This is a genomic window from Cronbergia sp. UHCC 0137 (assembly GCF_034932285.1).
Classification (GTDB): Bacteria; Cyanobacteriota; Cyanobacteriia; order Cyanobacteriales; family Nostocaceae; genus Cronbergia.
On the sequence record NZ_JAYGHC010000015.1, the window covers coordinates 49,194 to 63,790 of the forward strand.

Here is a 14,597-nt window from a genome sequence, read left to right on the forward strand (position 1 = left end):
CCCTAAATATGCTTGTTATCTGTTTCCTTCACAAACAAAATTAATGATATGTTCAGAACCATCACTAAGTCTAATTTCTTCAACAAATTGACGACAAAATTTTTCTAAATCTAACTGTGTGGGATTAAATTCTAAATTGCCTGTTTCTGCACGATTGATCGTTAAAATATCATCAAGAAGCTGCACCATATTTTTTACAGAATCTTGAATGCGGCGCAAATTGCGAAAAAATAAACTTATTTCCCCAAGATAATCAAACAGGAATGCGTGCTAGAGTCAGTTTTTTTATTTTGGGTTCTAATGAAAATTCAATTGACTTCCGCAAACGTTTACTAGAATTAGCAAATGAAAAGATTTCTAAAAAATTGCTTAGTTACGGGATAAAATTTACAATGGAAGAACCCACTCTTTACGTTGAATCACCCATGATAATTTAATTTTATTTTCCCATCATTAATAAAGTTGTAAAAGATGTTCACCGTTGAAATGAATTAAATGGGTTGCATCTTCCGCTACCCATACATCAGTTTCCCATGCGATTTCTGTGAGATACTCCTTCATTACTTTACGGTTAAGAAAAGCTGTAACCATTACCAGTGGTATTTGAGAATTTTTGAATAAATTTTCAAGTTCATTTTTACGTTTCGCATTGATTGGACCATGAGATGTTACAGCTTCAATTAAAACCAACCAGTTTTTAGATTGTAAGTGAATAATTATATCTGGCATTTTGCCATGAGTATCAATTTTAATTCCTAATTCTTCTAAAGCTAATTCATCAAAATATGCAAATTTCTCATCTGTATCACCAACATAAATAATATGGCTATTAGGTGTAAATCGTGGACAAAAATTATTAATAATTTTCTCAATTAAAATATTTTGACCACCTGGTGAAATTGTAATTGATGTTCCAGAAATATCAACCTCTATTCTGGCTTTTAACCTTTCTTGAGCATATTTAGTTTTTAGAGTTTCAATAGATGCTAAATAAGTTTTAAGATTTTTGTCCCATTCATCAGTTTTAAATGTCCGTAGTAGTTGTAAAGCACCGGCTTCAATTTGATATACTGTTTTAGAACTATTAACAGGACGCTCAATATGATCAGGATTAATAACTATTAAACCAGCATCTATAAATTGGTGTATGGTTTGACGACGTACTACTTCTCGTGTATTAGGTGCATACTTTTTACCATAATTTTTTTCCATAAATTCCATGATTGGTGTGATACCTTGGAGTGGTGCTTTTGCTAATGTCCAGGGTTCATGAGGTTTTAAATCAAGTAATGCTAATAAGGTTAAACCTGATCGGCTATTTAGTTGTTTTTGTGGAAACCCTAAAGTAGTTAGTATTTCTATTGCTTCCTCAATACGTGATTTGATGATAATTGGATTATTTTCTGATGAATTAGTCATATTTAATAACACCTGATTAATCAATTTATCTATCTCTGTCTGGTTAGGAAATTCTGTTCCTATATGTTGACCTAGTGCATAAAGTTGTGTCAAATTTGGATAATTTAAACTACGCAAATCTGTAGCATTTACTTGGGTATTTCCATTAAATAAACGGAAAAATGAATCTACTAAACTAGAGTTGAGATAAGCGGTAAGACCTTTAGCTAAAACTAAATCTAATCCCTGTCCTTGCTGATGAAAATAATTCAAGTGGTTTTCAAATCCAATGCTAGTAGTATTAATTTTTGTAGCATCATAAATAACAGCTACAACTCGTTTTTTTTCTTCTTTAGCAGAAATACGTTTAGTCAATACATAATTTTCATTAGGAATTAAAAGATTAGTTGTTTGTTTTGCTAATAAGATGGCTTGATGCTTTTTAGTATTCTTTGGATAATTGATATAACCATTTTCAAAGTGAGTTGGATGAATCAAGGGAACTGTATCTTCTTCTTGATTTAGTTTCAAATATGATTTGATTCTAAAATCAACTACTTTACCAGTAGAAACATTTAAACCTAAATCTTGAATAGTGCAATTAAATTGTTTAATTTGCTCAACTATTTTCTGGCTGACATTATCAGGAATAATATGTATGAATTGTTCAGGATCATGATCAGAAATAATATCATTATACACAAGAATATGAGATGAAATTATATTATTTTCTCCATTCAAACTAGAACTAATTGATATATTCTCTGGCTTTCTGTTTTGTTTGCTGGCGTGAATGATCACAGTTTCTTGTAGGATCTTATCATCTGAAAATACTTTTTGTCGAGAATCAAATAAATGAATCTTTTCTAAAGCCATCTTTTCTATAAAAAATTTCCTAAACTCTCGGAAATATGCTCCATTGCAAAAACTTCTAGGTGTAATTGTTACTAATTGACCATTTATTTTAAGTAATTGAATTGCGGCAAAAATAAAACCTGTATATATATTTGTCGTTTCTAAACCTAAAGAACTTAATAAGAGACGGTATTTTGATTGAGAATTGATTTTGTAATATGGTGGATTAAGAATAGCGTGGGTAAATTCTGTTGTGATTGAATGATTAAATAAAGGATATTGTAATAACTCAAATACTGATTCAATAAAATCAATATTATAGATTTTATAGGTGAAATTTATACCTAATTGCTCACAAGCATTATGACATAATTTTAATGTTTGTTGCAAAAAATCAATCAAGGTAGGATCAATTTCGTAGGCTGTAATATGTAGACTTTTGGGTTTTTGTTGATGTTGACATAATTCTGATATAATACCTACTAACAACGAACCAGCACCAGCACCAGCATCTAGTAATGATATTTCTGGCAAACTAAAATCAAACATACCAGCCATTAATTTAGCTATTGGTAATGGGGTGAAAAATTGCCCAAATTTATTTTTATTAAATTGCTTTACTTGATTGTTTGCAGCTAAATTAATGACATAAAATTGAGTTAATAAATCATCGGATATGCTTGTTTCTTTGTTGACAATTGTTAGTGTTCTACTTTTATTTATAGGCATTTTATGTCTAGGAGTTTCTATCTGTAGCCAACTAATATATTATGCCAGAAGTGTTGAATTTATCTTATGTAAATATAATTATATATATTACCCACAACCAACCACCAATTTAGATACAATCTATAAACTGACGTAAACCCTGACCGCAATGACAAGCACCACCACAAAAATCAAACTCCCCGAACTCCTCGCACCTGCGGGTAACTGGGAATGCGCCAAAGCAGCAGTAGAAAATGGTGCAGATGCAATTTACTTTGGTTTAGACAAGTTTAACGCCAGAATGCGGGCTGAGAATTTCACAGAAGCCGACTTACCCGAATTAATGGAATTTTTGCACCTGCGGAGAGTCAAAGGTTACGTTACCTTAAACACTCTGATTTTCCCCCAAGAACTGACGGAAGTACAGCAATACCTCAAAACAATCATTTCGGCGGGTGTTGATGCCGTCATTGTCCAAGATATCGGTATTTGTCGCCTGATTCGTCATCTTTCCCCCGACTTTCCTATTCACGCATCTACCCAAATGACTATTACCAGTGCTGCGGGGGTAGAATTTGCTAAATCTCTCGGTTGTCAATTGGTGGTTTTAGCCCGGGAATGTTCCATTAAAGAAATTAATAAAATTAAACAAAATACTTCCTTACCGTTAGAAGTCTTCGTTCACGGTGCTTTGTGTGTCGCTTATTCTGGACAATGTTTAACCAGCGAAGCATTAGGGGGACGTTCTGCAAATCGGGGAGAATGCGCCCAAGCTTGCCGAATGCCTTATGATTTAATTGTAGATGGGGAAGTTATAGAGTTAGAAAATCGTAAATATTTACTAAGTCCCCAAGATTTAGCAGGGTTGGAAGTTTTACCGGCATTAGTCAAATCTGGAGTTACTTCTTTAAAAATTGAAGGAAGATTAAAAGCACCAGAATATGTTGCTAACGTTACGCAAGTTTATCGAAAAGCTTTAGATAGAATTATGGAAACTAATGTAGACAATTTTCTACATTCAAAAGACCAATATAATTTAGAAATGGCATTTTCTCGCGGGCTTTATACCGGCTGGTTTGAGGGAATTAATAATCAAGAACTTGTTCATGCGAGGTTTGGAAAAAAACGCGGTGTTTATTTAGGAGAAGTTACTCGCATTCGCAATGAACAAATAACAATCAAACTAGAAGCACCTGTTAAGCCGGGAGATGGTATTGTTTTTGATTGCGGACATCCAGAAACAAAGGAGGAAGGGGGAAGAATATATGCGGTTGTGCAGAAAGGAAATGAGGGAATATTAACTTTTGGCAGAAATGATATTAATCTGCGTCGTATACATATAGGTGATAAAGTTTGGAAAACCAGTGACCCAGAATTAGATAAGCAATTGCGTCAAAGTTATGCAGGAGAAAATCCCCAATTTCAACGACCAATTAATATAGAAGTATATGGAGAAGTTGGGGATAAATTAATAGCCATAGCGCACGATGAATTTGCTAATATTATCCAAGTAGAATCAGAAATATTGCTCGTTGAAGCACACACCAAACCTTTAACTACAGAACGTTTACAAGAACAACTTGGTCGTCTGGGTAACACTCCTTTTTGTTTAGGAACTCTCACCAATCACCTTAATAATGCTGTGATGTTACCCGTTAGTGAGTTAAACCGGATACGACGAGAAATAGTCACCCAATTAGAAAAAATCCGCAGTCAACCTAAACTTTGGCAATTAAATCATAGTATGAAATGGGAAGATATAATCACCCCTAAATCTTTACCTATTCCTTCTTCTCCCTCTTTAATTGTTCTAGTCAGAAACCTCAAGCAACTCCAAGCTGCACTAAAAGCAGATATTGAAACTGTTTACTGTGAATTTGAAGATCCCCGCAAGTACCGAGAAGCAGTCAAAATAGTCCGCGAATCTAAAAATTCTTTAATCACTACGATTTGGGTAGCACCACCCCGCATTACCAAACCTGGGGAAAATTGGATTTTAGAACAAGTTCGAGATTCTAATGCTGATGGTTATTTAATCAGAAACTATGACCAATTAGAATATTTTGCCAAAGATAAATGTATTGGTGATTTTTCTCTTAATGTCGCTAATCCTTTAACAGCAGATTACCTACAACAACAGTTTAATTTAGAACGATTGACGGCTTCTTATGATTTGAATATTAACCAACTAGAAGATTTAATTAGTAGTTATTGTTCCCAAATTTTTGAAGTGACAATACATCAACATATTCCGATGTTTCACATGGAACACTGCGTATTTTGTGCGTTTCTTTCTGAGGGAACTGATTACACCAATTGCGGTAGACCGTGCGATCGCTATGAAGTAAAATTGAGAGATAGAGTAGGCAGTGAACACGTTTTACAAGCCGATACAGGCTGTCGAAACACTGTTTTTAATGGCACGGCTCAAACTGGGGCAGAATATGTACAACGCTTGCTAAATCTGGGTTTGAAACACTTTCGCCTTGAGTTTGTCAACGAAACCCCAGAGGATGTAACAAAAATTATCCAACTTTATCGCCAATTACTGCAAGGAAAAATTAAAGGTTCTCAACTTTGGCGAGAATTGAAACTGCAAAATCAATTAGGTGTAACTCGTGGTTCGTATTAAAGTTAGAGTTTACCTATCTAATGTAGGGTGGGCAATGCCCACCTTACGTAAAGGTAACGGAAAACGAACCACAGAGGGCGCAGAGGTCACAGAGGAATGAGAGTTTGGGAGGGTTTTTGCGTAAGTCCTAACTATGAATAGTACCATCTGGCATAATTGCCCCAGTTAAAAATGCCTCACTCATATCTGTCGCGTTTAAATTAGCTCCTTTCAAATTCACTTCACTCATATTAGCTTCACTCAAATCAGCACCACATAAATTTGCACCTTGCAAATCTGCTTTCCACATTCTCACACCACCCATTTTTGCCCCACTCAGGTTTGCACCTTGCAAATTAGCAGCACTAATTGATGCCATGTGCAAATTAGCATCACATAAATTTGACCCACTCAAAGACGCACCACTTAAATCTGACTCATTTAAATGGGCATTTGTTAAAATAGCTTGAGTTAAATCAGCACCACTTAAAATCACCTCAGATAAATTCGCTCCTTCTAGTTTTGCTCCTCTGAGATTTGCTTTACTTAAATTTGCTCCACTTAAAGATGCTCCTGTCAAATTAGCTCCTCTAAGGTCTGCTCTACCAAAGTCTACACCGCCTAAATTGGCTCTCTCTAGGTTTACTTCTGGCAGTACAATCCTGTTAAAGCTTCTTTCCCCTTTGGCATATCTGCTTAAAAGTTCCTGGGCATCCATTCATTATTTCCTCAATCAAGTAATAATTAGCTAATATATTCTTTAATTATAGTGGAATAGTCAAAAGTGGGTATGATAAATATTGATAATTTTTTAATAGATGAAATACCTGTAATTTTTATATGGATATTAAAGATTTAAGTCTAGGTAAGTACCTGAAATTAACAGAGTTTTGTACCTGTACCCAGACTTATCAAAAATACAAAGATCACATCAACCCGTTTCCCAAAAATGTCAAAGAGGTAATTCCAGCCTTGCAAGATTTAAATAAGTTCATCCTTGACCCAATTATAGATTTTTTCGGCATAGAAAAATTTCAGCTTACCTACGGTTTTTGTTCCCAAGATTTAAAAAAATATTTACAAAAAAAAGACCCGATTACAGGTCAAAAGAATGGTCGTATAGCACCTAATCTTGATCAACATATCAGCTACGAAGTTAACAGCAAGGGTAAATATTACTGTGAAAGGTTAGGGGCTGCTTGTGATTTTTTAATTATAGATTTACCAAGTGAACAACTTGTAGATTGGATTTTGCAAACAAAGTTACCCTTCGATTCTCTGTATTTTTATGGTAGCCAAAGACCCATTCATATTAGTTATGGATTTCAACATAAACGAGATATTTGGACTTTTGGTAATCTTGGTCAACCGACAAAAGCCGGAATTGAACATTGGGTAAAATTAGCCAAAAAAGTGTAAGTTTTAAAAGTTTTGGGCGAATATAATAGAGCCTCCGGCTCCCGTAAGGGATACGCTACTACACAGGCAAAGTCCACCTGCGTGGACTAATGAAAAAAGGGTTTTTTTAACCCGCGCAGGCGGGTTTAGTTTATATAGCCGCGACTTCTAGTCGCCAGGGATGTAATAAATTAGACCTTTTAAACATCCTCTAAATGCCAATCAAAGAGTATAGGTGAAAATAATTTTAACCTGTTCCCTATAACCAAGCTGGATGAGAAAGTAAAGATGCAATGACACGCACTCCGCGCAGTTGATTAGAGAGGGGTAAATGACCTTTAGGCGCTGTTAAATCCCAGGTAAATTCGTGGGGATAGCGTGTCCATTTGTTACCATCTTTCCAGCCAATTTTCATCCATAATTTATCCCAATTTTTACCTGAACCTAACCAAATTTCTCTCTGGACAGAAAAGCCAAATTTGCCTTCTGAGTGAATTAACCATAATTGATTAATAGTTTGTAGATCTTCCACTGGAAAATTATCTATGTCAGTAAAATACAACCATTTTCTTTGTACTGCGGTAGAACCTGCAACTTCACACATTTGTTGAATGGTAAGTAGATCAGCTTCTTGGAATTTTTGATTAACGAGTAATTGTTGTAAGGGATGATAATTAATACCGCAAGCCGATTTTAATGGTACAATTCCTTGAGGAAAATAAGTTTGTAAAAATTGTTTGGCTGTAGGTGCATCAGAGTTGTAAACTACTTGATAGGCTTTACCATCTATCCAAGTTGGCGGGTTTTCACGACGTTTGAGTAAAAATTCCTGCAATACCTCCAATCCCTCATTTCCCAATTCAGCTAACTGGAGAATTGTTTGCTGTTGGACTTTTTCAGACCCAGCGATTAAGGTTTGGCGTAGGGAGTCGATGTGATTTGCAGTGCCTGATAAAATCATTGAGTCTGTCATAGAACTTTTCAGATGTGAGAAAACCTATTTAGGGTGAGAGTATGATTTAAGATTATGCACGACACCATTATTTTTTAGTTACTTGATTCTTCACCCCGGCAGTATTATAAACTATTTTATGACTGGATTTTCAATTAACCAAAGTGGTATTGTAAATATTATCGGGCTGCAAAGGTCTGATAAATTTGAGTGTAATAGAGATGAGATTGCTGCATCAGGTCAACCAGGGTATAATCTGCGCCTCATGACTGGGTAAATACAAAGAACAGCGAAATCTATTAACCGACCAAGGACACAAGGGGTTGAGAATAGGTCAGTTGCAGGATGATAGATTTCATTCCTCAATTACGAAACTACTCAATTTCTTTTTCAATCTGGAGTGTGTGACACAATGTACGACAAGATTACCCCCCCGACAACTGGAGCAAAAATCACTTTCAAAGATGGTGAGCCTGTTGTACCTGATAATCCAATTATTCCGTTTATTCGCGGTGATGGAACGGGTATAGATATTTGGCCTGCTACGGAAAAAGTGCTGGATGCAGCAGTAGCTAAGGCTTACAAAGGTACGCGGAAAATTAGTTGGTTTAGGGTTTATGCTGGTGATGAAGCCTGTGATTTATACGGTACATACCAGTATTTACCCCAGGATACCTTAACAGCAATTGAAGAGTATGGCGTGGCAATTAAAGGGCCTTTAACTACTCCGGTGGGTGGTGGAATTCGTTCTTTAAATGTGGCGTTGCGACAAATTTTTGACTTATATGCCTGTGTGCGTCCTTGCCGCTACTATGCTGGTACGCCTTCTCCCCACAAAAATCCTGAAAAGCTGGATGTAATTGTCTACCGGGAAAATACGGAAGATATTTATTTGGGAATTGAGTGGAAACAAGGAAGCGAAATTGGCGATCGCCTGATTAAAATTCTCAATGAAGAATTGATTCCGGCTACACCAGAACACGGTAAAAAGCAAATTCCCCTCGATGCAGGAATTGGCATTAAACCCATCAGTAAAAGCGGTTCTCAGCGTCTTGTCCGTCGCGCTATCAAACACGCCTTGTTATTGCCGAAAAATAAGCAACAAGTGACCTTGGTGCATAAGGGCAATATCATGAAATATACGGAAGGGGCTTTCCGGGATTGGGGTTACGAATTGGCAACTACGGAATTTCGTCAAGAAACTGTGACAGAACGGGAATCTTGGATTTTGGGAAATAAGGAGAAAAACGCCAATATCACCTTAGAAGAAAATGCCCGGATGATTGATCCTGGTTTTGATTCCCTGACTCCAGAGAAGAAAGCGCAAATTGTCAAGGAAGTGGAAACAGTTCTTAATGATTTGTGGGAAAGTCACGGAAACGGCAAATGGCAAGATAAAATCATGGTCAACGATCGCATTGCCGATAGTATCTTCCAACAAATCCAAACTCGTCCAGATGAGTATTCGATTTTGGCGACAATGAATTTGAACGGTGATTACCTGTCTGATGCTGCTGCGGCTATTGTTGGCGGTTTAGGGATGGGTCCTGGGGCGAATATTGGTGATGCCTGTGCTATTTTTGAGGCTACCCACGGTACAGCACCTAAACACGCTGGGTTAGATAAGATTAACCCCGGTTCAGTGATTCTTTCCGGTGTGATGATGTTGGAATACATGGGTTGGCAAGAGGCCGCAGATTTGGTAAAAAAGGGATTGGGGAGTGCGATCGCTAATTCTCAAGTCACCTACGATCTAGCGCGGTTAATAGAACCACCTGTAAAACCATTAAAGTGTTCTGAATTTGCCGACGCAATCATCAAACATTTCGATTAACCAAAAATCCAGTTCTCCTCCTCGCTTGCGGGGAGGGGTTTTATGGGTTTAAGTCAGAATCAAGTAATTGAGTTAATGTTTCTGCAACAACCTTTGGTAATTCCTTAGCTGAATAGATATAAGTTAGCAGTAAAAACTGTAATGCAGTCTGAATTAACTCTGTTCTATCTATGATATCAGCAAGTTCAAATTGATTGTATTTCCCATTTAATACTTCCAAACTTGCATCAGCGATCGCATCTTCTATCACTTCCTCTTCTATCAAATTTTCCCATTCATCTTGATTGATGTAATAAGACTTTTTATTCTCTTTGATATTCACTTCTTTTATTTCCCGGACAGCATTGCGAATAGAAGCAACCCAAGAATTTGTTAATCGTTTTTCTATTTGATTTTTAATCAAATGTATCAGTAAAATCTTTAAAAAGGATTTAATTTGTCGTAAAATTGCCTTCTTACTCATTCCTTCTAATTCATCAACAATTGCCAAAGCATCTGTATAACGTTGTTCTAAAATGCTATTTCTCAAATCACTTAATTCCTGTGTCATTGTTTAGCGTCTCCCTATTTTCCAATCGTCCCCACCAGGTAATTGAGTTAATGTTTCTGCGACAACTTTTGGTAATTCCTTGGCTGAATAGATATAAGTTAGCAGTAAAAACTGTAATGCAGTCTGAATTAACTCTGTTCTATCTATGATATCAGCAAGTTGAAATTGATTGTATTTTCCATTTAATACTTCTAAACTTGCATCAGCTATAGCAGCTTCAATCACAGATTCTTCCAGGAAAGTTTTCCATTCTTCTTGATTGATATGATAGGATTTTTTATTCTCCTTCAAATTTATATCTTGAATTTCTAAAATTGCATTACGAATAGAAGCAATCCAAGAATTTGTTAATCGTTGTTCAACTTGATTTTTAATTAAATGTATCAATAAAATCTTTAAAAAGGATTTAATTTGTCGTAAAATTGCCTTCTTACTCATTCCCTCTAATTCATCGACAATTGCCAAAGCATCAGCGTAACGTTGTTCTAAAATACTATTTCTGAGGTCGATTAATTCTTGAGTCATTGTTTAGCGTCTCCCTGTTTTCCAATCTTCCCCACCTGGTAATTGAGTTAATGTTTCTGCGACAACCTTTGGTAATTCCTTAGCTGAATAGATATAGGTTAGCATCAAAAACTTTAATACCGTCTGAATTAACTCTCTTCTATCTATGATATCAGCAAGTTGAAATTGATTGTATTTTCCATTTAATACTTCTAAACTTGCATCAGCGATCGCATCTTCAATTACTTCCTCTTCTATCAAATTTTCCCATTCATCTTGACTAATATAGTAAGATTTTTTATTATCTTTAATATTGAGCTTTTTAATTTCTCGGATTGAACTACGAATAGAATTAACCCAAGAAGCAGTTAATCGCTGTTCTATTTGGTTTTTTAGTAAATGAATGAGTAAGATATGGAGATATGATTGGATATTCCGTACAATTGCTTGTTTACTCATTCCCTCTAATTCATCGACAATTATCAAAGCATCTGTATAACGTTGTTCTAAAATACTATTTCTGAGGTCGGTTAATTCTTGAGTCATTTGTATTAACCTTAAATGATTAACAAATTAATGATTATATTTTATCAGTAAATTGGTAGATAGAGTAAAGATATTTAATACTGGTTACATTTTTTGTAAATAGGATATAAAATAATAAGAGTTGTTAGGAAATATACAGATATTAGCTGTCAAAAGGTTTATGACTTTAAATCGTCGTCATTTCTTGTTTTTACTCGGAGCAGGTGCAGGTAGTTTTGCATTAGAGACTAGTGCTTTTGCAGAAAATGTTCTTAGCTCCAATACTACCACAACCGCAGCTATCCAGTTACCTCCCTTACCCTATGCTTATGATGCCCTAGAACCGCACATTGATGCAAGAACAATGGAGTTCCATCACGATAAACACCATGCGGCTTATGTTAAAAACCTGAATGGAGCTTTAAATAAACACCCTGAACTGAAAAATAAATCTGTGGAAGAACTATTGCGAAGTATTAACAAAGTTCCCTCAGATATTCGTACTACAGTCCGTAATAATGGTGGTGGTCACGTCAACCACTCGATGTTTTGGAAAATCATGAAACCCAATGGTGGTGGAGAGCCAACAGGACAAATAGCATCAGCAATAAATCAGAGTTTTGGCAATTTTGCAGAGTTTAAAAAACAGTTTAATGCTGCTGGTGCTAGTCGTTTTGGTAGTGGTTGGGTTTGGTTGGTTCGCACTAAAAAAGGTAATTTAGAAATAACAACTACAGCTAACCAAGATAGTCCATTTATGGAAGGTAAATATCCGATTATGGGGAATGATGTTTGGGAACACGCTTATTATCTCAAATATCAAAATCGTCGTCCTGAATATTTAGATGCTTGGTGGAATGTGGTAAATTGGGATGAAATTAATCGGCGATTTGCAGATGCTATAAAATTTGTATAAATATATAGCGGTTCTTGATTGGGTGAGATACAAGAACCCCACCCCCAACCCCCTCCCCGCAAGCGAGGAGGGGGCTATGATATATTTCATTTAATTAGAAACCACAATAGCTTACAGCAGTTTTCGATTAAACCCACCACAAAAATAATCTGGAATTTATCCTTCATCTGCGTTTATTTGCGTTAATCTGCGTTTAATTCCTCTTCCATCTGTGGTACATTTCAAAGAAATATTTTTGTAGTTTTTGTATTAAAGTGGATTCTGTGTGGGAATACCAACTGCACGGGGGAAAATAGCTGGTGTGTTGACTACTTTTCGTAAATATATACAGTGACGAATACTATTAGTTATAGGAGTCGTAAATTCTTCAATTGATTCAATTACCCCACCCAATTGATTAGCAGCATTTTGTAAAGTTGTGGTTTCTTCCTCTGTCCAATTACCCCGATAAATCACAGCCAAGCCACCTGTTTTTACTAACGGTAATGTATATTCAGCACAAGCCGCAGCAGTCCCCACAGCGCGAATTACAGCTAAATCATAGCTTTGACGGTGCTGAATTTGCTGACCAATTTCTTCTGCTCTACCAACTAGAGTTTGTGCATTAGTCAGAGCAAGTGTAGTTATAATTTGCTCAATAAAATTAATCTTTTTGCGAGTTGAATCCAGCAACACAATCTTAGAATTAACAGCTATAATTGCCAGTGGTAGACCCGGAAAACCTGCACCAGTACCAATATCAATCACAGATGCTCCTGCTTGGAGGGAGGGAATAAATTGTTGTTTTGGTGCAATTCCCCGCAGAGAATCCCAAAGATGTTTTTCCCAAAAGTCTTCTGATTCAGTGATACGTGTCAGATTAAGTTGACGGTTTCCTGCTAAAATTAACTGATAAAGCTGTTGGAATTGTTCTTGTTGTTGGGTTGTAGGTTGCCAATTAAGAGTTTGTTGCCAAATTTCTACCATTTCTGGCAGCAAGTTATTTTTTAAATGATTCATAAAATTCCTAATAATGGTCTATTTAAGAGTAACAGGACTTATGCACTGTACAAAATGCAGATGATATGTATGGTCTAGTTTCAGGCTTTTGTTATCCCCTATTAGTGCGGTGCGTCAGATGGAAAAAATCTGTTGTGTCCCAAATTATCGGGTCTGACGTGGTTGGTGAGCTTGCCGAACCACACCCTACAAGAGATAAAATTCATAATTCTTATGTAATAGACATCTCCAGAAACTAAATATGCGTGACCTAAAACCCCTGTAGAGACGTTCCATGGAACGTCTCTACAATCTTTATCGGAGATGTCTAATAGATTCTGTCAATGTGTAACTCCTAGTTAATCTTGTGTAAGTTGTGAGTAAATTAAAAATATTCACCAATTGATTATGGCTCAAAGGTAATATTGTTAGATTTATATGCTGGTGGTTCAACGTGGATTAAAATTCTGACTGGCTTGAAGTGTTGTTGTAGTTCATTTTCTACTGCTTCGGTAATGATGTGGGCTGTTTCTACATCTGGTGCATTGACAATTAAGTGCATTTCTATAAAAACTTGGCGGCCAAGAACACCACGGGAGGCGATATCGTGACAGTTGATTACACCGGGGACAGAAATAGCGATCGCGTGAATTGCTTCAGGGGCGATCGCCATTTGATCTACCAACCAAGGTAAATTCTCTTTTAAAACTGACCAACCACTCCAAAATACCAACAAAGCCACTGGAAAAGCTAACACCACATCTAACCATTGAAAATTTAGCCACCAAATACCAATCAATCCACCAATTACTGAAATTGTTACCCAAACATCACTCATAGTGTGTGTAGCATCAGCAATCAAAATCGGACTATTTACCCGTTTCCCTACACCACGTTCATAAAAGCTAACAAAAATATTTACCCCCAAAACTATTAACAATAACCACAATTCCGGTAATGTAATTTTTACTTGAGTACCGCCTTTAATTAGGTTTTCTATTGCACCTTGTAAAATTTCAAAGCAAGCTATACCTAAAAACGCCGCTATTCCCAAAGCCCCCACTGCTTCAAATTTATGGTGTCCATAGGGATGTTCTCGGTCAGGGTATGGAGAAGAAAACCGACTAGCTACCAATCCTAAAACGTTGTTGGCGCTATCTGTCACACTATGCAAGGCATCAGCTAACAGGCTTAAAGAACCAGTTGAGTAACCAACAAATGCTTTTAATCCCATCACCAATAAATTCAACAGGAGCGTAATCACTAAAACCTTTTGTACTTCGGCACGGTTATCGTAATTCATAGATAATTTATAAAATTTAAGTTCTATGAATTTTACTGTAAAACATTCACTGCCAATCTACACCA

Annotated in this window: 13 protein-coding genes and 1 pseudogene; 5 read left to right on the forward strand and 9 right to left on the reverse strand. The window is 36.2% G+C overall.

What is annotated here, in order from left to right:
* Positions 1-15: 15 nt before the first annotated feature.
* The gene (locus tag VB711_RS09530) at positions 16-189 is read right to left on the reverse strand and encodes a hypothetical protein (protein ID WP_323285672.1); all 174 of its coding nucleotides are present in this window, start codon (positions 187-189) and stop codon (positions 16-18) included.
* A gap of 77 nt (positions 190-266) precedes the next feature.
* Between VB711_RS09530 and VB711_RS09535 the strand changes: the two are divergent.
* Positions 267-437: pseudogene (locus tag VB711_RS09535) on the forward strand (mechanosensitive ion channel family protein); the annotation flags it as partial.
* A 16-nt stretch (positions 438-453) separates the two neighbouring features.
* Here VB711_RS09535 and VB711_RS09540 read toward each other — a convergent pair.
* Entirely contained in the window at positions 454-2,982 is a 2,529-nt protein-coding gene (locus VB711_RS09540; RefSeq protein WP_323285673.1) for a BsuBI/PstI family type II restriction endonuclease, read from the reverse strand.
* A 148-nt stretch (positions 2,983-3,130) separates the two neighbouring features.
* On the opposite strand from VB711_RS09540, the gene VB711_RS09545 reads away from it, so the two are divergent.
* Positions 3,131-5,593, forward strand: a complete 2,463-nt coding sequence (locus tag VB711_RS09545) for a U32 family peptidase (protein ID WP_323285674.1) — start codon at positions 3,131-3,133, stop codon at positions 5,591-5,593.
* A 127-nt stretch (positions 5,594-5,720) separates the two neighbouring features.
* On the opposite strand, the gene VB711_RS09550 is transcribed toward VB711_RS09545, so the two are convergent.
* Positions 5,721-6,290: a pentapeptide repeat-containing protein gene (locus VB711_RS09550; protein WP_323285675.1), complete on the reverse strand. Its 570-nt coding sequence runs from the start codon at positions 6,288-6,290 to the stop codon at positions 5,721-5,723.
* 122 nt (positions 6,291-6,412) lie between these two features.
* Here VB711_RS09550 and VB711_RS09555 point away from each other — a divergent pair, with 122 nt between their 5' ends.
* A complete protein-coding gene (locus tag VB711_RS09555) occupies positions 6,413-6,991 on the forward strand; it encodes a hypothetical protein (protein ID WP_323285676.1) in 579 nt (192 codons plus the stop codon).
* 238 nt (positions 6,992-7,229) lie between these two features.
* Here the strand turns inward: VB711_RS09555 and VB711_RS09560 are convergent, their stop codons facing one another.
* The gene (locus VB711_RS09560) at positions 7,230-7,943 is read right to left on the reverse strand and encodes a GUN4 domain-containing protein (protein ID WP_323285677.1); all 714 of its coding nucleotides are present in this window, start codon (positions 7,941-7,943) and stop codon (positions 7,230-7,232) included.
* A 391-nt stretch (positions 7,944-8,334) separates the two neighbouring features.
* Between VB711_RS09560 and VB711_RS09565 the strand changes: the two genes are divergently transcribed.
* A complete protein-coding gene (locus tag VB711_RS09565) occupies positions 8,335-9,756 on the forward strand; it encodes an NADP-dependent isocitrate dehydrogenase (protein ID WP_323285678.1) in 1,422 nt (473 codons plus the stop codon).
* Positions 9,757-9,796: 40 nt separating this feature from the next.
* On the opposite strand, the gene VB711_RS09570 is transcribed toward VB711_RS09565, so the two are convergent.
* From VB711_RS09570 to VB711_RS09580, 3 genes are read right to left on the reverse strand one after another with little or no spacing between them, the layout of a single operon-like run.
* Positions 9,797-10,306, reverse strand: coding sequence for a DUF29 family protein (locus VB711_RS09570; RefSeq protein WP_323285679.1), 510 nt, complete (start codon positions 10,304-10,306; stop codon positions 9,797-9,799).
* A 3-nt stretch (positions 10,307-10,309) separates the two neighbouring features.
* Entirely contained in the window at positions 10,310-10,831 is a 522-nt protein-coding gene (locus VB711_RS09575; protein WP_323285680.1) for a DUF29 family protein, read from the reverse strand.
* Between the two features lie 3 nt (positions 10,832-10,834).
* On the reverse strand, positions 10,835-11,356 hold the full coding sequence (locus tag VB711_RS09580; protein WP_323285681.1) for a hypothetical protein: 522 nt from the start codon (positions 11,354-11,356) through the stop codon (positions 10,835-10,837).
* 160 nt (positions 11,357-11,516) lie between these two features.
* Between VB711_RS09580 and VB711_RS09585 the strand changes: the two genes are divergently transcribed.
* Positions 11,517-12,251 (forward strand): superoxide dismutase, encoded by a 735-nt coding sequence (locus VB711_RS09585; RefSeq protein WP_323285683.1) that lies wholly within the window; start codon positions 11,517-11,519, stop codon positions 12,249-12,251.
* Between the two features lie 249 nt (positions 12,252-12,500).
* Here the strand turns inward: VB711_RS09585 and rsmG are convergent, their stop codons facing one another.
* On the reverse strand, positions 12,501-13,250 hold the full coding sequence (gene rsmG, locus VB711_RS09590; RefSeq protein WP_323285684.1) for a 16S rRNA (guanine(527)-N(7))-methyltransferase RsmG: 750 nt from the start codon (positions 13,248-13,250) through the stop codon (positions 12,501-12,503).
* A gap of 385 nt (positions 13,251-13,635) precedes the next feature.
* A complete protein-coding gene (locus VB711_RS09595) occupies positions 13,636-14,532 on the reverse strand; it encodes a cation diffusion facilitator family transporter (protein WP_323285685.1) in 897 nt (298 codons plus the stop codon).
* Positions 14,533-14,597 lie beyond the last annotated feature (65 nt).

What these genes read in the sequence shown, in the direction of transcription:
- VB711_RS09570 (WP_323285679.1), bottom strand. Translation starts at nt 10,306, where the DNA reads ATGACACAGGAATTAAGTGATTTGAGAAATAGCATTTTAGAACAACGT.
- VB711_RS09565 (WP_323285678.1), top strand. Translation starts at nt 8,335, where the DNA reads ATGTACGACAAGATTACCCCCCCGACAACTGGAGCAAAAATCACTTTC.
- VB711_RS09545 (WP_323285674.1), top strand. Translation starts at nt 3,131, where the DNA reads ATGACAAGCACCACCACAAAAATCAAACTCCCCGAACTCCTCGCACCT.
- rsmG (WP_323285684.1), bottom strand. Translation starts at nt 13,250, where the DNA reads ATGAATCATTTAAAAAATAACTTGCTGCCAGAAATGGTAGAAATTTGG.
- VB711_RS09555 (WP_323285676.1), top strand. Translation starts at nt 6,413, where the DNA reads ATGGATATTAAAGATTTAAGTCTAGGTAAGTACCTGAAATTAACAGAG.
- VB711_RS09595 (WP_323285685.1), bottom strand. Translation starts at nt 14,532, where the DNA reads ATGAATTACGATAACCGTGCCGAAGTACAAAAGGTTTTAGTGATTACG.
- VB711_RS09550 (WP_323285675.1), bottom strand. Translation starts at nt 6,290, where the DNA reads ATGGATGCCCAGGAACTTTTAAGCAGATATGCCAAAGGGGAAAGAAGC.
- VB711_RS09575 (WP_323285680.1), bottom strand. Translation starts at nt 10,831, where the DNA reads ATGACTCAAGAATTAATCGACCTCAGAAATAGTATTTTAGAACAACGT.
- VB711_RS09560 (WP_323285677.1), bottom strand. Translation starts at nt 7,943, where the DNA reads ATGACAGACTCAATGATTTTATCAGGCACTGCAAATCACATCGACTCC.
- VB711_RS09585 (WP_323285683.1), top strand. Translation starts at nt 11,517, where the DNA reads ATGACTTTAAATCGTCGTCATTTCTTGTTTTTACTCGGAGCAGGTGCA.
- VB711_RS09540 (WP_323285673.1), bottom strand. Translation starts at nt 2,982, where the DNA reads ATGCCTATAAATAAAAGTAGAACACTAACAATTGTCAACAAAGAAACA.
- VB711_RS09580 (WP_323285681.1), bottom strand. Translation starts at nt 11,356, where the DNA reads ATGACTCAAGAATTAACCGACCTCAGAAATAGTATTTTAGAACAACGT.
- VB711_RS09530 (WP_323285672.1), bottom strand. Translation starts at nt 189, where the DNA reads ATGGTGCAGCTTCTTGATGATATTTTAACGATCAATCGTGCAGAAACA.